At 66.7% G+C, this 17856-nt stretch carries 15 protein-coding genes; 5 read left to right on the forward strand and 10 right to left on the reverse strand.

Going from position 1 to position 17856, the window contains the following annotated elements:
* The first annotated feature begins 31 nt into the window (after positions 1 to 31).
* Positions 32 to 2695, forward strand: a complete 2664-nt coding sequence (locus U8L64_RS17330; RefSeq protein WP_333398360.1) for a putative bifunctional diguanylate cyclase/phosphodiesterase — start codon at positions 32 to 34, stop codon at positions 2693 to 2695.
* A 94-nt stretch (positions 2696 to 2789) separates the two neighbouring features.
* Positions 2790 to 3437, forward strand: coding sequence for a peptide-methionine (S)-S-oxide reductase MsrA (msrA, locus tag U8L64_RS17335; protein WP_043295455.1), 648 nt, complete (start codon positions 2790 to 2792; stop codon positions 3435 to 3437).
* 361 nt (positions 3438 to 3798) lie between these two features.
* Here msrA and U8L64_RS17340 read toward each other — a convergent pair whose 3' ends face one another.
* The 8 genes from U8L64_RS17340 to bioB form a co-directional block, all read right to left on the reverse strand.
* Positions 3799 to 5571: an acyl-CoA dehydrogenase C-terminal domain-containing protein gene (locus tag U8L64_RS17340; RefSeq protein ID WP_043295454.1), complete on the reverse strand. Its 1773-nt coding sequence runs from the start codon at positions 5569 to 5571 to the stop codon at positions 3799 to 3801.
* A gap of 198 nt (positions 5572 to 5769) precedes the next feature.
* Positions 5770 to 7575: a phenylacyl-CoA dehydrogenase gene (locus tag U8L64_RS17345; protein ID WP_043295453.1), complete on the reverse strand. Its 1806-nt coding sequence runs from the start codon at positions 7573 to 7575 to the stop codon at positions 5770 to 5772.
* 328 nt (positions 7576 to 7903) lie between these two features.
* Complete coding sequence (locus U8L64_RS17350) at positions 7904 to 8152, reverse strand: hypothetical protein (protein ID WP_043295452.1); 249 nt, start codon at positions 8150 to 8152, stop codon at positions 7904 to 7906.
* 46 nt (positions 8153 to 8198) lie between these two features.
* On the reverse strand, positions 8199 to 8894 hold the full coding sequence (gene bioD, locus U8L64_RS17355; protein ID WP_333398361.1) for a dethiobiotin synthase: 696 nt from the start codon (positions 8892 to 8894) through the stop codon (positions 8199 to 8201).
* 1 nt (position 8895) lies between these two features.
* The gene (gene bioC, locus U8L64_RS17360) at positions 8896 to 9711 is read right to left on the reverse strand and encodes a malonyl-ACP O-methyltransferase BioC (RefSeq protein WP_333398362.1); all 816 of its coding nucleotides are present in this window, start codon (positions 9709 to 9711) and stop codon (positions 8896 to 8898) included.
* A complete protein-coding gene (locus U8L64_RS17365) occupies positions 9704 to 10429 on the reverse strand; it encodes an alpha/beta fold hydrolase (RefSeq protein ID WP_273525881.1) in 726 nt (241 codons plus the stop codon). The genes bioC and U8L64_RS17365 overlap by 8 nt, the downstream gene beginning before the upstream one ends.
* Positions 10422 to 11600 carry an 8-amino-7-oxononanoate synthase gene (gene bioF, locus U8L64_RS17370; RefSeq protein WP_043295448.1) on the reverse strand — a complete coding sequence of 393 codons (1179 nt, stop codon included), beginning with the start codon at positions 11598 to 11600 and terminating at the stop codon, positions 10422 to 10424. Before bioF ends, U8L64_RS17365 begins: the two co-directional genes overlap by 8 nt.
* Before the next feature lie 102 nt (positions 11601 to 11702).
* Positions 11703 to 12758: a biotin synthase BioB gene (bioB, locus tag U8L64_RS17375; protein ID WP_167134320.1), complete on the reverse strand. Its 1056-nt coding sequence runs from the start codon at positions 12756 to 12758 to the stop codon at positions 11703 to 11705.
* Positions 12759 to 12851: 93 nt separating this feature from the next.
* On the opposite strand from bioB, the gene U8L64_RS17380 reads away from it, so the two are divergent.
* Entirely contained in the window at positions 12852 to 13556 is a 705-nt protein-coding gene (locus U8L64_RS17380) for a ComF family protein (RefSeq protein ID WP_333398363.1), read from the forward strand.
* A 126-nt stretch (positions 13557 to 13682) separates the two neighbouring features.
* Complete coding sequence (locus U8L64_RS17385; protein WP_333398364.1) at positions 13683 to 14657, forward strand: serine/threonine protein kinase; 975 nt, start codon at positions 13683 to 13685, stop codon at positions 14655 to 14657.
* 134 nt (positions 14658 to 14791) lie between these two features.
* Here the strand turns inward: U8L64_RS17385 and U8L64_RS17390 are convergent, their stop codons facing one another.
* Positions 14792 to 15631: a 23S rRNA (adenine(2030)-N(6))-methyltransferase RlmJ gene (locus U8L64_RS17390; RefSeq protein WP_333398365.1), complete on the reverse strand. Its 840-nt coding sequence runs from the start codon at positions 15629 to 15631 to the stop codon at positions 14792 to 14794.
* A gap of 136 nt (positions 15632 to 15767) precedes the next feature.
* Between U8L64_RS17390 and U8L64_RS17395 the strand changes: the two genes are divergently transcribed.
* On the forward strand, positions 15768 to 16811 hold the full coding sequence (locus U8L64_RS17395) for an NAD(P)H-dependent flavin oxidoreductase (protein ID WP_043295443.1): 1044 nt from the start codon (positions 15768 to 15770) through the stop codon (positions 16809 to 16811).
* Between the two features lies 1 nt (position 16812).
* Here the strand turns inward: U8L64_RS17395 and fni are convergent, their stop codons facing one another.
* Entirely contained in the window at positions 16813 to 17853 is a 1041-nt protein-coding gene (gene fni, locus U8L64_RS17400; protein WP_333398366.1) for a type 2 isopentenyl-diphosphate Delta-isomerase, read from the reverse strand.
* Positions 17854 to 17856 lie beyond the last annotated feature (3 nt).

Genomic DNA, 17856 nt, shown 5'->3' on the forward strand with positions numbered 1-17856 from the left:
TCCGGCCAGCATACTGGAAGCCAAGCGCTCGATGAAAATACATCCCGATGCCGCCAGCCGCCTGGCGCCCGAGGTTGTGATGCAGTTGCCAGTGCCCTCCCGGCTTGGAATGCTGCGTTTCGAGCGCCTGAACGAGGCCAGCTGGCTGCTGCTCTATCTGGATCCTGCCTGCGAGCGCCACTTCGACGTGGCGGCCAACGAGCTGTGTTCTCTGATCGACTCGCCCTACGCGAGCCTGATGGAGCCGTACGCCCGGCACCAGCTGCACGACGATATCCAGCAGCAGCTCCTGAACCAGCCGCACTATTGCGTCGAATATCAGCTGCACACTCCGCGTGGCACGCTCGCGCTGACCGAAGTGGGCGAGCGCTGCCGCAAATACGGACGCGAACTGCTGGCCGGCTACCTGATCGTCGGCAAATCGGCCGCTGCCGCGCCGCTCAATGGCACCACCTCCGGCATGCACACCCTGCTCGACCCGCCCGCACGCGATAAGCAGCTGGAACAGCTGGTGCGCTCGCGCGCGCAGCAGCAGCTGATCGTGCGCCTGGCCCGTCATCGCTACGCCTCCGACAACCCGCAACTCGAAGCCGCCGAACTCATCACCCAGGCCGCCTGCGAGGCCTACGAGGTCTGCCGGGCCGCTATCTGGCAGCTCAACGGCACGCAGCTGGAGGCAGTCGCCGCCTTCCGTCGCGACGACGACGGCTACGAGTATCCCGCCGTGGTCGATCTGGCCCCGTATCCGCATTACCTCGAGACGCTGCACAGCAGTCGCACCCTCGATGTCAGCGACGTCGCGCACGACCCGCGCACACATGAACTGGCGCAGAACCTGCTGATTCCGCGCGGGGTCAGCTCCATCCTCAGCGCAACGATCCGTATCGGCGGTGAGATGATCGGCCTGCTCTGCCTGCAGCACGACGGTCCGCCGCGCCGCTGGCAGCCTGACGAAGTGGCGTTTGCCGGCGAGCTTGCCGACCAGTACGCGCAGGTCCTGGCCAACCAGCAGCGGGTCAGCGCAACCCACATGCTGCATCTGTTCCAGCGCGCGGTGGAGCAAAGCGCCAGCGCCTTCATCCTGGTCGACCGCGAGGGCCGGGTGGAATACGTCAACCCGAGTTTCAGCGCGATCACCCAGTTCTCCGCCGAGGAGGTGCGCGGGCAGCTGCTGACCGAGCTCACCAGCCTGGAGAACCTCGGGGCGCTGCTGTCGGATACGGCCTCCTCGCTGGCGCATGGCAACAGCTGGCAAGGCGAATTCCGCAGCCGACGCAAGAATCTGGAGCCGTACTGGGGCCAGCTGTCGATCTCCAAGGTACTCAACGATGCCGGCGAGCTGACGCACTACATCGGCATCTACGAGGACGTCACCCAGAGCAAGCTGGTGCAGCAGCACATCGAGCGCCTGGCCTACACCGACAACCTGACCAGTCTGGGCAACCGCCCGTACTTCATCCGCAGCCTGGAAGAGCGCTTCGCCAGCGACCGCTCACCCCAGCTGTGCCTGCTGCTGGTGGACATCGACAACTTCAAGCGGATCAACGACAGCCTGGGACACCAGACCGGCGACCGACTGCTGACCAGCCTGGCACAGCGCCTGCGCAACGGCCTCAGTCGCGACGGCGTGCTGGCGCGCTTCGCCAGCAACGAGTTCGCCCTGCTGCTCGACGACATGGACCTCGAGGCCGGCCAGCGCCTGGCGCAGCAGGTCCTGCGCACACTCGACAAGCCGCTGTTCGTCGACAAGCAGCTGATCAGCGTCAGCGGCTCGATCGGCCTGGCCTGCGCGCCGCTGCACGGCAACGACCCGGAGACGCTGATGAAGCATGCCGGCCAGGCGCTGCACAAGGCCAAGGCCAACGGCAAGAACCAGCTCCAGGTGTTCACCGACGCACTGCACACCGAGGCCAACAACAAGCTGTTCGTCGAAAACAACCTGCGTCGCGCGCTCACCCACGACGAGCTGGAGCTGTTCTACCAACCCAAGCTCTGCCTGCGCACGGGGCGGCTGCAAGGCGTCGAGGCGCTGCTGCGCTGGAATCATCCCACCCGCGGCATGATCAGCCCGGACCAGTTCATCAGCGTGGCCGAAGAAACCGGGCTGATCATCCCGATCGGCAAATGGATCGCCCGCGAAGCCTGCCGCATGGGCGTACGGCTGTCCGAGCTGGGGCTGGGCCGGCCGCAGGTAGCGATCAACCTGTCACCCAAGCAGTTCTCCGACCCCGAGCTGATCGCCTCCCTGGCCGCCACCCTGCGCGAGGAACAGCTGCCGGCCGCGCAGCTGGAACTGGAGCTGACCGAAGGCCTGCTGCTCGATGCGACCGAACAGACTCGCCAGCAGCTGCTCGGCCTCAAGGCGCTGGGCGTGACGCTGGCGATGGACGATTTCGGTACCGGTTACTCGTCGCTCAGCTACCTGAAGAAATTTCCCATCGACGTGATCAAGATCGATCGCAGCTTCATCAAGGACATTCCCGACAACCAGGACGACATGGAGATCACCTCGGCGGTCATCGCGATGGCGCGCAACCTGCGCCTCAAAGTCGTCGCTGAAGGCATCGAGAGTCCCGCCCAGCTGGCCTTCCTGCGCCGCCAGCGCTGCGATATCGGCCAAGGCTACCTGTTCGACAAGCCGATCCCGTCGTCCCGCCTGCTCGAGGCCTTACAGCGCTATCCGCGCTGGGCCTGAACGCCGCAGCGACCGGACGGCGCCTGACGCTTCAAGACGCTGCCGACCTCCGGTAGCCTGACTGACGTCTTTCGCTCCGGCCGAGGTTGTCACCATGCCGCTACGCTCGCAGATTCTCGTGCATCAGAACGCGCTGCCCACCGCCGAACAGGCGCTGCCGGGCCGCTCCACGCCGATGGCGGTGCCTGAGGCCCATCACGTCAACGGCCACCCGCTGCAACCGCCGTTTCCCGCCGGCCTGCAGCAGGCGTTGTTCGCCCTCGGCTGCTTCTGGGGTGCCGAGCGGCGCTTCTGGGAACAGCCTGGGGTGTGGACGACCGCAGTGGGTTATGCCGGTGGCTTCACGCCGAATCCGACCTACGAGGAAGTCTGCTCGGGTCTGACCGGACACACCGAAGCCGTACTGGTGGTGTTCGATCCGCAGCAGATTGATTATCGGACGCTGCTCACCGTGTTCTGGGAGTCGCACAATCCCACTCAGGGCATGCGTCAGGGCAACGATGTCGGCAGCCAGTATCGCTCGGCAATCTACTGGCTGGACGACAGCCAGCGCGAGCAGGCACAGACCAGCCAGGCGGCGTTCCAGCGCCAGCTCAGCCAGGCCGGCTATGGCGCGATTACCACGGAGATTGCGCAGGCACCGACGTTCTATTACGCCGAGGGCTACCATCAACAGTACTTGGCAAAAAACCCTGGCGGCTATTGCGGCCTGGGCGGTACCGGTGTGCGCCTGCCCGGCTGACGCCGGCACGGATACCGTTGCGCGCCAAAAGAAAAACCCCGCCGAGGCGGGGCTTTGCAGACTGTGAATCCTGACATCCGTGATCGTGCGCCATCCTGGCGCCACTCCGTTCTCGTCCTTCTTTTCGATTGCGCTACCCTGCGCCGAGGTCCGAGTGCAGAAGAGTACTGACCGCCTCGCCGAGGCAGTAGTAGCCATTTTGCATCACGCGCTGTAAGCAATTTCCTACACGCGAGTCATCCTTGATTCGCTTTGTAGGTGATTGCTTACAGCGACGTGCTTTCTAGGACCGAAGTAGTGGCGCAAACGTTCCACGCACATGGCCGATTAATTTCATTAGGCCGCCAGATTAAGCCGGCGTTCAGAACTCCTCGGCCGCCAGTAGGTACAGCGACGCGCTGCCGGCGCGTACCGAGGCGGTCAGCGAATGGATGCGTGGCAGCAGACGGGCGAAGAAGAAACGCGCGGTGCCAAGCTTGCTGCGGTAGAAGACTTCGTCCTTGCCCAGCGCCGCGCGCGCCATCATCGCCCACATGTAGGCGTAGGCGGTGTAGCCGAACACGTGCAGGTATTCCACCGAGGCTGCGCCGATTTCGTTCGGATTCTGCTTGGCCTGCTCCAGCACCCAGGCGGTCAAGTCGTCCAGATTGTCCAGCGCGGCCTGCAGCGGCTCGACGAACTCGGCCAGTTCCTGCCCGGCAGAAGCAATGAAACCACGCACCTCGTCGGCAAAGTTGCGGTACAGCTCGCCACCGCTGCCCACCACCTTGCGGCCGACCAGATCGAGCGCCTGAATGCCGTTGGTGCCTTCGTAGATTTGCGTGATGCGGCAGTCTCGCACCAGCTGCTCCTGCCCCCATTCGCGGATGAAGCCGTGACCGCCGAACACCTGCTGGCCATGCACGGTGGCCTCCAGGCCCATATCCGTGAGGAAGGCTTTGGCTACCGGCGTCAGCAGGGCGACCTGCGCATCGGCACGCTGGCGAGCTTCGGCATCATCGCTGAACTTGGCGATATCCAGCTGCAGCGCCACATAGCTGGAGAATGCGCGGCCACCTTCGTTCAACGCTTTCATGGTCAGCAGCATGCGGCGCACGTCCGGATGCACGATGATCGGGTCGGCCGCCTTGTCCTGCGCCACCGGACCGCTCGGTGCGCGGCTCTGGATGCGCTCGCGGGCGTAGTCGATAGCGCTCTGGTAGGAACGCTCGCCGGTGGCCAGGCCCTGGATGCCGACGCCCAGACGCTCGTAGTTCATCATGGTGAACATCGCCGCCAGGCCTTTGTTCGGCTCGCCGACCATCCAGCCGGTGGCACCGTCGAAGTTCATCACGCAGGTGGCCGAGGCCTGGATACCCATTTTGTGCTCGATGGAACCACAGGACACGGCGTTGCGCGTCCCCAGCGAGCCGTCCTCGTTGACCAGCACCTTGGGCACCAGGAACAGCGAGATACCGCGCGAACCGGCCGGCGCGTCCGGCAGTTTGGCCAGCACCAGATGGATGATGTTCTCAGTCAGGTCGTGCTCACCGCCGGTGATGAAGATCTTCGTGCCACTGACCTTGTAGCTGCCGTCGGCCTGCGGCTCGGCGCGCGTGCGGATCATGCCCAGATCGGTTCCGGCGTGCGGCTCGGTCAGACACATGGAGCCGGCCCAGACGCCGCTATACATGTTCGGCAGATACTTCTGCTTCAGCGCCTCGCTGGCATGCGCGTGAATCGACAGGCAGGCGCCGGACGTCAGCATCGGGTACAGACCGAAAGCCAGGCTTGCGGAGTTCATCATCTCCTCCACCTGCGCCGAGATGACCTTGGGCATGCCCATGCCGCCGTAGGCCGGATCACCGCCAACTCCGACCCAGCCGCCCTCGGCGTACAGGCGATAGGCCTCGGGGTAGCCCGCCGGCGTGCTGACCTGCCCGGCGTCCCAGCGACAGCCTTCCTCGTCGCCGCTGCGATTCAGCGGGGCGATGGTACCGGCGGTAATCTTGCCGGCTTCTTCGAGAATGGCCTCAGCCGTCTCGGCATCCACCGCCTCGGCGAGCGCCGGCAGTGTTTGCCAGAGCTTCGGCGCCTCGAAGACTTCATTCAGGACGAAACGCATATCGCGCAGCGGCGCTTGGTAATCAGCCATGTGCAAATCCTCGCAAGACACGGATTGGCGGCCTCGGCGGGCCGTTTCCAGCGAGTCTAAACCAATAACGAATGCCGGACTAAGCGTCTTTTAGTGACCGATAAGTTTTGGCTGGTCACATTCGAAATACCCTTTTTCGAGCTCCAGAATGCAGAAAGCCGCTGCAAGAGCAGCGGCTTTCGGGTGCAGCACGGACGATCAGTAGCCGAGCGCGAAGTCTTCTTCGGCCATGTCCATCAGATTGTCGGCACCGGACAGCATGGCTTCCACATGCATGCGGGTGCGCGGCAGGATGCGAGCGAAGTAGAAGCGCGCGGTCTGCAGCTTGGCCTTGTAGAAAGCCTGCTCCTCGGTGCCGGCAGCCAGTTTCTCGGCAGCCAGTCGCGCCATGTCGGCCCAGAAGTAGGCCAGGCAGGCGTAGCCGGAGTACATCAGGTAGTCCACCGATGCGGCGCCGACTTCTTCGCGGTTCTTCATGGCGGCCATACCGACCTTCATGGTCAGTTCGCCCCACTCCTTGTTCAGCTTGGCCAGCGGCTCGACGAATTCCTTGACCGCGTCGTTGCCTTCGTTGGCCTGGCAGAACTTGTGCACGATCTTGGTGAAGCCCTTGAGCGCCTCGCCCTGGGTCATCAGCACCTTGCGGCCCAGCAGATCGAGTGCCTGCACGCCGGTGGTGCCTTCGTACAGGCAGGAGATACGGCTGTCACGCACGTTCTGCTCCATGCCCCATTCGGCGATGAAGCCGTGGCCACCGTAGATCTGCACGCCGTGGTTGGCGGCCTCGAAACCCACTTCGGTCATGAACGCCTTGGCGATCGGGGTGAGGAAGGCCAGCAGGGAATCGGCGGCTTTCTTCTGCTCCTCGTCCTGGCTGCGCTGAACGATGTCCACCTGCTTGGCGGCGAAGTACAGCATCGCGCGGTTACCCTCGGCGAAGGCTTTCATGGTCAGCAGCATGCGACGCACGTCTGGATGCACGATGATCGGGTCGGCAGCTTTCTCTGGCGCCTTCGGACCGGTCAGCGAACGCATCTGCAGCCGCTCGCGGGCATAAGCGATACCGCCCTGGAAGCCGACTTCCGCATGGGCCAGGCCCTGCAGCGCGGTACCCAGGCGGGCGGTGTTCATGAAGGTGAACATGCAGTTCAGGCCCTTGTTCGGCGGGCCGATCAGGAAGCCGGTGGCCGCGTCGAAGTTCATCACGCAGGTGGCGTTGCCGTGGATGCCCATCTTGTGCTCAAGGGAACCGCAGGAAACACCGTTGCGTTCGCCAACCTCACCCGAGGCCGTAGGCAGGAACTTCGGCACGATGAACAGCGAAATGCCCTTGGTGCCTTCCGGTGCATCGGGCAGACGGGCCAGCACGATGTGGACGATGTTCTCGGCCATGTCATGCTCGCCAGCGGAAATGAAGATTTTGGTGCCGGTGACCTTGTAGCTGCCGTCAGCCTGCGGCTCGGCCTTGGTGCGCAACATGCCCAGATCGGTACCGCAGTGCGGCTCGGTCAGGCACATGGTGCCGGTCCACTGGCCGGAAACCAGCTTGGTCAGGTAGGTCTGTTGCTGCTCGCTGGTGCCGTGGGCGTGCAGGGTGTTCATCGCGCCGTGCGACAGGCCCGGGTACATGCCCCAGGACCAGTTGGACTCGCCGACCATTTCGCTGATCGCCATGCCCAGCGACTCGGGCAGACCCTGACCGCCGTGCTCGACGTCATGGGCCAGGCTCGGCCAGCCGCCTTCGACGAACTGCTGGTAGGCCTCCTTGAAGCCAGTCGGAGTGGTCACGCCGGACTCGCTCCAGGTACAGCCTTCGATGTCGCCGACGCGGTTCAACGGAGCCAGCACCTGCTCGCAGAACTTCGCGCCTTCTTCGAGGATGGCATTGACCATGTCCGGGGTGGCGTCTTCACATCCCGGCAGGCTCTGGTAGTGCGCCTCGTAACCGAGCAGCTCGTCGCGGACGAAGCGGATATCGCGCAAGGGGGCCTTGTAGTCGGGCATAACGTAAACCTCAGCGGTGAGTTCTGGTTGCGGCGGTCGGCAGCGGCCGGCCGCGCGGATTCGATTCCGGCCGCCGATTGCAGGCGCGGAGAGTCAAACAGGCGTTTGAAACATACGTTTCGACCCAGGCGATGTCAAGCCGGTGCAAAGCAGCCGCTCATCGGCCGGCAATTCATGCTAGGCGATGCCGCAACGCGTGCAGAGGGACGAAACGGACAGTTGCGACGGCAGTCGCGACGCGCGCGCAGGGGCGGGCTCGGCGGCGAAATCAGCCGCGCCAGAAGAAACAAGAAGAGGGGAAACGACGCGGCCGGCGGGCCGCGCGGAATCAGGCCTGGGTATCGATCAGCGTGCCGAGTACTTCATCGGCGCTGCGAATCAGACGGGCGCCGAGTGCGGCGTTGTGCTCGCCAAGCTTCAGCTCGATCAGCTGCTCGCTGATCTCGGTCAGCGCCTGGGAGCTGTCGACCGTCGGCAGACTGGCGGTGGCGATCGCCGAGGCAGCCTGATCGACTCGCTGCTGGGCACCCTGGTAGGCGCTCAGGCCAGCACCAAGAAGACTGTTGGAGATTTGCATGGTCGACTCCGAAGGCGGATTGCCAGCATTCAAGCAGATGGTGCCGTCAACGGCAAGGCGAATGCGCCAGCGCGGCCAGTCGCAGGTATGCGGCAACCCGCGCGGCCGACGCCTCCGCCAGGCGCGGCACGCGGCCCAGGCAGGACGCCGGCACCAGTTCGTCGAGCGTCGCGAGATTCTCTTCCAGCCGCGACATGGCGGGATCGATGATGTTGGCGACCCAGCCGGCCAGCACCAGACCGTCGTGCGCGATCGCCTCGGCGCTCAGCAGTGCGTGACTGATGCAACCCAGCCGCACGCCTACCACCAGAATCACCGGCAGTTGCAGGCGAATCGGCAAGGCGGCCAGCGTCTCCCGCGCGTTCAGCGGCACCCGCCAGCCGCCGGCCCCCTCGACAAGCGTGAAGTCGGCCCGCCGCTCCAGTACGCCCTGTACGGCGTCGGCCAGCGCCTCGGTGCTCAGTGTCACGCCGGCTTCGCGCGCGGCGATGTGCGGGGCGATGGCCGGCGCGAAGGCGAACGGGTTGACCTGTGCATAGTCCAGCGCCGGGCAGCACTCGGCCTGCAGCGCGAGCGCATCGGCATTGCGCAATCCCTGCGGCGTCGCCGTGCAGCCGGAAGCGATCGGCTTGACCGCCGCCGTCGACAGTCCGGCCGCACGCGCCGCATGCAGCAGGCCAGCGGCGATGGTGGTCTTGCCGACGTCGGTATCCGTGCCGGCAATGAAGAACGCGCGATTCAACTCATGACTCCTTGCGTAACACGCCGTAGACCACCTGATAGGTCGCCGGCAATCCCGCGGACTGGCGCAGCTGCTCGTAGGCGGCGACCAGCGCACGCAAACGCGCGCGACCGGTCAGCCCGCCGGGCCGTCCGGGGTTGAGGTTATGCGCACCGAGCGCCTTGAGCTCATGAGTCAGTTGGCGCAGATCGGCGAAATGCAGCACTTCTGGACGCACCTCCAGCGCCAGCGGGCGCAGACCGCTTTCATTGCACAGTGCCTGATAGGTGGCGAGGGGGCGAAAGCGATTGACATGGGCCAGGCCATCCACGGCCTGCCAGCTGTCGCGCAGCTCCTGCAGCGTGCCGCTGCACAGGCTGCTGAAGGCAAACGTACCGCCTGACTGCAGGACGCGGCGGACTTCGCTGAGCACACCGGCGAAATCCTCGCACCACTGCAAAGCCAGACTGGAAAACACCAGCCCGACGCTGTCCTCGCGCAGCGGCAGATGCTCGGCGTCGCCGACGACGAACTGCCGCGCGCCGCCGGCCGGCCGCGCGTGGCGCAGCATGCCTTCGGCAATATCCAGCGCCACGCCGTCGGCCTGCGGGAACCGCGCCGCCAGCGCGCGGGAGAAATAGCCGGTCCCGCTGCCCAGGTCGAGCCAGCGCGTCGGCGACGGCATGTCCGGCAATGCGGCCAGCAGATTGCCGCCGACCCGTCGCTGCAGGGCAGCGACGCTGTCGTAGCTGGCGGCGGCACGGGAAAAGGACGCCGCCACCTGGCGCTTGTCGGGCAGCACGCCCGTCGGGCGCTGGCCGGGGGAAGACTCAGTCATCCTCGCCCTCATCCATGAACGCCAGCATCGCCGTCGCCACGTCCTCGGCGCGCTCCAGCGGCAGGCCGTGACTGGCATTCGCCAGCACGTCGACTTCGACGTCCGGCAGCCAGGCCAGCAGCGCCTCGGCAGCGCGCGCAGGCACCAGCGCATCGCCGCCAGCGAACAGGTGCAGCTGCGGCCCGACGTAGCGCTGCAACGCGGCGCGACCGTCCAGTTCGGCCAGCAGGCGCAGCCCGGCAGAGGCGATCGCCTGCGGCTGGTCGAGCAGACTGACCTGCAGCTGGCGCGCCAGCGTGCGCGGATCGTAGGCGCCGCGGCTGCAGAGCAGGCTGAAACGCTTGAGCGTGTCCTGCGGCCCCAGGCGGAAAGCTTCCTCGAAGGCATCGAAGACCTCGGCCGGCATGGCTGCCGCCCAGTCGTCGCGACTACGGAAACAGGGGTTGCTGCACAGCGTCATCAAGCCGGGGCAGTTGTCGCCGCGGCGTGCCGCCAGCTGCGTCGCCAGCATGCCGCCCAACGACCAGCCGGCCAGCCAGCAGTCGGCCGGCAGGCGAGCGTCCAGCTCGTCGAGCCAGGCGCTCGGCTGCTCCAGTGCCGGCAGCGGTGCGATCTCCACCTGCAGATGCGGCTGGCGCTCGCGCAGCACCCCGGCCAGCGGTTCGAGCGCCGCGGGGCCGAATGCCCAGCCCGGTAGCAGAATCAGTCGTTCACGCATCGTCGCGCTCCTCGGGCAGCAGTGCCCAGCAGTCGGCCAGCGCCTCCAGCAGGCGCTCGAGCTGCGCATCGCTATGGGTCGCGGTGAAGGTGATCCGCAACCGTGCGCTGCCGGCCGGAACGGTCGGCGGGCGGATGGCGCCGACCAGGATGCCGCGCTCGCGCAGCAACGCCGATAGCCTCAACGCCCGCTCGCTGCTGCCGACCAGCACTGGCTGGATCGGCGTCGGGCTGTCCATCAGCGTCAGGCCGATCTGCGCGGCGCCCTCGCGGAAACGCGCCACCAGACGCCGCAGATGCTCCCGTCGCCAGCCCTCGCTGCGCAGCAGTTCCAGGCTTTTCAGTGTGGCACAGGCCACCGCCGGCGGCTGGCTGGTGGTATAGATGTACGGGCGGGCGAACTGGATCAGCGTCTCGATCAGCTCCTCGCTGCCCGCAACGAACGCCCCTGCCGTGCCGAACGCCTTGCCGAGGGTGCCGACCAGCACCGGCACATCGTCGATGCCCAGACCGAATTGCTCAACGATGCCGCCGCCGCTCGCACCCAGCGGGCCGAAGCCGTGCGCATCATCGACCATCACCCAGGCGCCGTGCTGCCTGGCCGTGGCGCAGATCGCCGGCAGGTCGGCGAGGTCGCCGTCCATGCTGAACACGCCGTCGGTGACCACCAGGGTGTTGCCGGTGGCTTTCTCCAGGCGCTTGCCAAGGCTGGCAGCATCGCTGTGCAGGTAGCGCGAGAAGCGTGCCCCCGACAGCAGCCCGGCATCGAGCAGCGAGGCATGGTTGAGGCGATCCTCCAGCACCGTGTCGCCCTGTCCGAGCAGCGCGGTGACCGCCGCCAGGTTGGCCATGTAGCCGGTGGAGAACAGTAGCGCGCGCGGTCGTCCGGTGAATTCGGCGAGCGCTTCTTCCAGCCGGTGATGCGGCGTGCTGTGGCCGATCACCAGATGCGAGGCGCCGCCGCCGACACCCCAGGTCGCGGCGCCCTGCTGCATGGCGGCGATCACCTCGGGATGGTTGGCCAGCCCCAGGTAGTCGTTGGAACAGAACGCCAGCAGCCGCTCGCCATCGACGACCACTTCAGGCTGCTGCGGGGTCTGCAGCAATGGACGTTGGCGATAGAGATGCGCGGCGCGGCGCTCGACGAGGCGGGAGGCGAGATCGAAGGTCATGGGCAGAACCGGTAACGGTGGATGGCCGCAAGCGGGCCATCCACCCTACGAATAAGTCGGCTTCGCGGTGAATGAGGCTCGGCTCATCCACCGCACCGCACATCAAACAGCCGCGTTGTAGAACAGCTTGGAATCGCGCTGCTCGATCAGCGCCTGCTCGATGGCGGCCTGATGCACCTCGTCGGCGTGCTCGTGGCGCTCTTCCGGCTGGATGCCCAGGCGCGCGAACAGCTGCATGTCCTTATCGGCCTGCGGGTTGGCGGTGGTCAGCAGCTTCTCGCCATAGAAGATCGAGTTGGCGCCAGCGAGGAAGGCCAGTGCCTGCATCTGTTCGTTCATCTGCTCGCGGCCGGCCGACAGACGCACATGGGACTTGGGCATCATGATCCGCGCAACGGCGAGCATGCGGATGAAGTCGAACGGATCGACGTCCTGCTCCTCGGCCAGCGGCGTGCCCTTGACCTTGACCAGCATGTTGATCGGCACCGACTCCGGGTGCTCCGGCAGGTTGGCCAGCTGGATCAAGAGGCCGGCGCGATCATCCAGCGACTCGCCCATACCGAGGATGCCACCGGAGCAGATCTTCATCCCCGCTTCGCGCACGTAGCTCAGCGTCTCCAGACGCTCGGCGTAGGTACGCGTGGTGATGATGTTGCCGTAGTACTCCGGCGAGGTATCCAGGTTGTGGTTGTAGTAGTCCAGGCCCGCCGCGGCCAGGGCGCGGGTCTGCTCCTGATCGAGCTTGCCGAGGGTCATGCAGGTTTCCAGGCCCATGGCCTTGACGCCCTCGACCATCTTCAGCACGTAGGGCATGTCCTTCGCGGACGGATGCTTCCAGGCCGCGCCCATGCAGAAACGGGTCGAACCGATGGCCTTGGCCTCAGCCGCCGCCTCCAGCACCTTCTGCACCTCCATCAGCTTCTCTTTATCCAGACCGGTGTTGTAGTGACCGGACTGCGGGCAGTACTTGCAGTCTTCCGGGCAGGCGCCGGTCTTGATCGACAGCAGCGTGGAAACCTGCACGCGGTTAGCGTCGAAGTGCTGGCGGTGCACGGTCTGCGCCTGGAACAGCAGATCGTTGAACGGCTGGGTGAAGAGTGCCTTGACCTCGGCGAGCGTCCAGTCGTGGCGGGTAACGGAAGCGGCGGTGGCGCTCATGGGTGATCCTTGTAATAAATAGCGGCTCGGCGGCCTGGCACGGATGCGGAATGGTTAGCCAAGCCCGATACGCTGTCAACCAGGAACGGAATCATGGTGAACAAGTGGCTATTTATCGAACAACACTGTCTGCTCTGCGACGAACCCTGCGCGGGCGATCCGCTGTGCAGTGCCTGCGAAGCCGATCTGCCCTGGCTCGACGCACGCTGCACGGTCTGCGCCGTGCCGCTGCCGGTGCGCGGACTGGTCTGCGGCGAATGCCTGAAGCGACCGCCTGCCTATGACCACGTCGAGGTGCCCTGGCGTTTCGCCTTTCCGGTCGACACGCTGATCACGCGCTTCAAGCACCAGGCGCACTGGCCGTACGGTCGACTGCTGGGCGAGCGACTGGCGCACCATCTGCGCCACGCCTACGCCGATGGCCTGCCGCGTCCGGACCTGTTGTTGCCGGTGCCCCTGGCCCGCCGCCGGTTGCGTCAGCGCGGCTTCAACCAGGCGCAGATGCTGGCCCGCTGGCTGAGCCGCGAGCTGGCCATCGTGTTCGATGACTGCGCGCTGGAACGGCTGCTCGACACACCGCCGCAACAGCAGCTGGACGCCGCCACGCGCCGACGCAACCTGCGCCAGGCGTTCGCCCTCAGGCCCGGCCGCGACTTGCGCGGGCTCCACCTGGCGCTGATCGACGACGTCCTGACCACCGGCACCACCGCCGAAGCGCTCGCCCGCTTGCTCAAACGCGCGGGCGCGGCGCGGGTCGATGTCTACTGCCTGGCGCGCACGCCGAAGCCCGGCGACTGAGCGGCTCGACTCGCGGTGGAAATTCGCTGCGCGAGATTTCCACCCTACGACCTGATCGCGGCGGACCCGCGGTTGTTTAAAAGCCCGGGTGCAATACACTGAACGGTCTATCCTGCGGAGCCGGTCATGTCCCATCCCTTCGATACCCTCACGCCGGATCTGGTCCTCGACGCCGTGGAAAGCCTCGGCTATCTCAGCGACGCCCGCGTGCTGGCGCTCAACAGCTACGAAAACCGCGTCTATCAGGTGGGCATCGAGGGCGAAACGCCGTTGATCGCCAAGTTCTATCGCCCGGCGCGCTGGAGCGACGCGGCCATTCTCGAGGAACACCAATTCAGCCTGGAGCTGAGCGAACACGAGGTGCCGGTAGTGGCGCCGCTGGAGCGCGAGGGCAGGACGCTGTTCGCCCATGCCGGCTTTCGCTTCGCACTGTTTCCGCGGCGTGGCGGGCGCGCACCGGAGCCAGGCAATCTCGACCAGCTCTATCGCCTCGGCCAACTGCTCGGGCGCCTGCACGCAATCGGTGCCAGCCGGCCGTTCGAGCACCGGGAAACGCTCGGGGTGCAGAACTTCGGCCACGCCTCGCTGAACACCCTGCTCGACGGCGGCTTCGTGCCCCGCAGCCTGCTGCCGGCCTACGAGTCGGTGGCGCGCGACCTGCTCAAGCGGGTCGAGGACGTTTTCGCCAACACGAACTTCACGCCCATCCGTCTGCATGGCGACTGCCACCCGGGCAACATCCTGGCGCGCGACGACGCGTTCCATCTGGTCGATCTGGACGACTGCCGCATGGGCCCGGCCGTGCAGGACCTGTGGATGATGCTCGCCGGTGAGCGCCACGAGCGGCTCGGCCAACTGGCCGAACTGGTGGACGGCTACAACGAGTTCCACGACTTCGCCCCGCGCGAACTGCCGCTGATCGAGGCACTGCGCGCGCTGCGGCTGATGCACTACAGCGCCTGGCTGGCGCGGCGCTGGGACGATCCGGCGTTTCCGATGAGCTTTCCCTGGTTCGGCAGCGAGCGCTATTGGGGCGATCAGGTGCTGATCCTGCGCGAGCAGCTGTCGGCGTTGCAGGAAGAGCCGCTCAGGTTGTTCTGAGGCATGGTGCGGCGGCGGCCCCGTGACGGTGGATGTGAAAAGCGACATCCACCCTACGGTTGATCGGGCAGCAGGGTAGATCGCCCCTTATCGAGGCACCGGGTGGCGGTCCACCGGATGGCGATCTCGGCGGCTCAGGCCTCTTCGATCAGCCAATCCAGCCGCCAGCCGCCCTGGCTCTGCGCCAGCTGCTCGGCCAGCCACGGCAGCAGCTCGCGCAACTCGTCCGCCAACCCCCACGGCGGATTGGCGATGGCCAGGCCCGAGCCGCTCAGGCGACTGGCGTCATCGGCCGGATGGACGAACAGTTCGGCGCGCAGCAGCTTCGGCGCGCCGCTGCGGGTGAGGTCCTGATAGAAGCGCTTGAGCTGACGTTCGTCCTTGATCGGATACCAGATCACGCCGATGGTCTGGCGCATACGCCCCAGCGCCTCCTTGAGCGCCGTCACGCAGCGACTCAGCTCGTCGGCCTGCTCGAACGGCGGGTCGATCAGCAACACCACGCGCTTCTCCTGCGTCGGCATCAGCGCACGCGGCACGAACCAGCCCTCGCCCAGATGCACGGCGACGCGACGGTCACCGGCCATATTGTCCTTGAGCAGCGCGCCGTCCTCGGGATGCTTCTCGTTGAGCTGCAGGCGGTCCTGCTCGCGGGTCAGCTGCCGCGCCAGTTCCGGCGAGCCGGGGTAGTAGCGCAGCGTGCCGTCCGGGTTGAGTGCGCGGATCACGCCGAGGTAGTCGTCGAGCAGCGCCGGGCGCGCCTCGGCCTGCCAGATGCGCGCGATGCCCTGCAGCCACTCGCCGGTGCGGCTGGCCTGATCGCCGGCCAGGTCATACAGCCCGACGCCCGCGTGGCTGTCCAGGTAGGCGAACGGCGCCTCCTTGCGCGCCAGCAAAGCGAAGATCCGGCTCAGGACCAAGTGTTTGAGCACGTCGGCGTGATTGCCGGCGTGGAAGGCGTGGCGGTAGTTCATGTGATCGCTCCTCGGCAGCCGCGCAGTTTACCCGCGCCGCAGGCGCCGCACACCGGCGGCCGGGCCTAAGGTTTCCCCGTTATCGTCCCGGAGGACTAGAGTTACCTATCCCACTATGATTTCTATGGAGTTGCTCATGGACCTGCGCGATCTTCTCGCTATCGAACACCCACTCATCCAGGCACCTATGGCAGGCGCGCAGAATCATGCGCTAGCCGCTGCCGTCTGCGGTGCCGGCGGGCTGGGTTCGATTCCGGCGGGCATGCTCGATGCCCAGGCACTGGAACGCGAACTGAGCGCCATCGAAGCGCTGACCGACCGCCCGTACAACGTGAACTTCTTCTGCCACCAGACGCCCACCGCCGATCCGGCGCACATCGCCGCCTGGCACCAGCTGCTGGCGCCGTACTTCGCCGAGTTCGGCGTCGATCCGGCGCAGATTCCCAGCGGAGCGACCCGCCAGCCGTTCGATGCGACGATGGCCGCCGTACTGGAACAGCACCGTCCGGCACTGGTCAGCTTCCATTTCGGCCTGCCCACGCCCGATCTGCTGAAGCACGCCCGTGCCAGCGGAGCGAAGATCGCCGCCAGCGCCACGACCCTCGAAGAAGGTCTGTGGCTGCAGGAGCACGGCGTCGACGCGGTGATCGCCCAGGGCCTGGAAGCCGGCGGCCATCGCGGCATCTTCCTCGGCGAGGAGCTGACCACCCAGCTCGGCACCTTCGCCCTGCTGCCGCAGCTGGTCCAAGCGCTGAACGTGCCGGTGATCGCCGCCGGCGGGATCGCCGATGCGCGCGGCGTGGCAGCTGCGCAGGCGCTGGGCGCGGCTGGCGTACAGGTCGGCACGGCCTATCTGCTGTGCCCGGAGAGCCTCACCAATCCGCTGCACCGCGCCGCACTGAAGAGCGAGCGTGCCCGGCACACCGCGCTGACCACGCTATTCACCGGCCGCCCGGCGCGCGGCATCGTCAACCGCATCATGCGCGAGCTCGGCCCGCTGCCCCATGGCGTGCCGGACTTCCCGCTGGCCGGCAATGCCATCAGCGCGCTACGCGCCAAGACCGAAAGCCTCGATCTGGATCACTGCACACCACTGTGGGCCGGGCAGAATGCCAGCGGGTGCCGCGAGGTGCCGGCCGCCGAGCTGACCCGCGCGCTGGCCGCCGGCTGGCGCACCTGAGTCAGGCGGGAATGCGGACCAGCGGCGCCTGTGCCAGCGCGGCGAGGTCCGCCGAGCCGCTGCAGAAGCAGGCGATGCGCAGCTGCTCGATCAACACGCGAAAGTGCGCGACCACCGCCTCCGGCGACGCCAGCGCGCTATCCAGTACGGCGGCGGCCTGCGCCACCAGATCGGCACCCAGGGCGATGGCCTTCGCCGCATCGATGCCGTCGCGAATGCCGCCGGAACCGATCAGCGTGGCCTGCGGGCAGGCCTGACGTACCGTCTGGATCGCCTCGGCGGTGGGAATGCCCCAGTCGGCGAACGCCTCGGCCACCGCACGCTGATGCGCCGTGGTCGCCCGCGCCGCCTCCACCGCCGCCCAACTGGTGCCGCCGGCGCCGGCCACGTCGAGCACTGCAACACCGGCGTCCAGCAAGCGCCGCGCCACCGCGGCCGACAGCCCGGCGCCGACCTCCTTGGCCACCAGCGGCACCTCCAGCGTGTGCGCCAGTCGTTCGATGGCGGCGAGCACGCCGCGCCAGTCGCGATCGCCGCCCGGCTGCACGGCCTCCTGCAGCGGATTGAGGTGGATAATCAGCGCATCGGCCTCGATCATCTCCACCGCGCGCCGCGCCTCATCGACGCCGTAGCCCTGCACCAGCTGCGCGGCGCCGAGGTTGCCCAGCAGCGGCACGTCCGGCGCCAGCCGGCGCAGCTCGCCAGTGAGGCCGTGACTGGACGCGCCGGATTCCAGCGCCACTCGCTGCGAGCCTACGGCCAGAGCGATCCCCAGTTCCTGCGCGGCCTCGGCGAGGTGCCGGTTGATCGTTTCCGCACGCCGGGCGCCGCCGGTCATCGAACCGATCAGCAGCGGCGCGGCCAGCGGGCGGCCGAACAGGCTGGCGGAGAGGTCCACCGCATCCAGATGCAGCTCCGGCAGCGCGCAGTGCTCGAAGCGCCATGCGGCAAAGCCGGCGCGCTGGCCAGTGTGCGTGCGCAGCGGGTCCAGCACGATATCCAGATGATCGTTCTTGCGTGTGGTCAGCTCGTTGTCGGCCATGGC

Origin of the sequence: Pseudomonas sp. FIP_A4, from assembly GCF_036701605.1 — a bacterium.
GTDB lineage: Bacteria > Pseudomonadota > Gammaproteobacteria > Pseudomonadales > Pseudomonadaceae > Stutzerimonas > Stutzerimonas phenolilytica.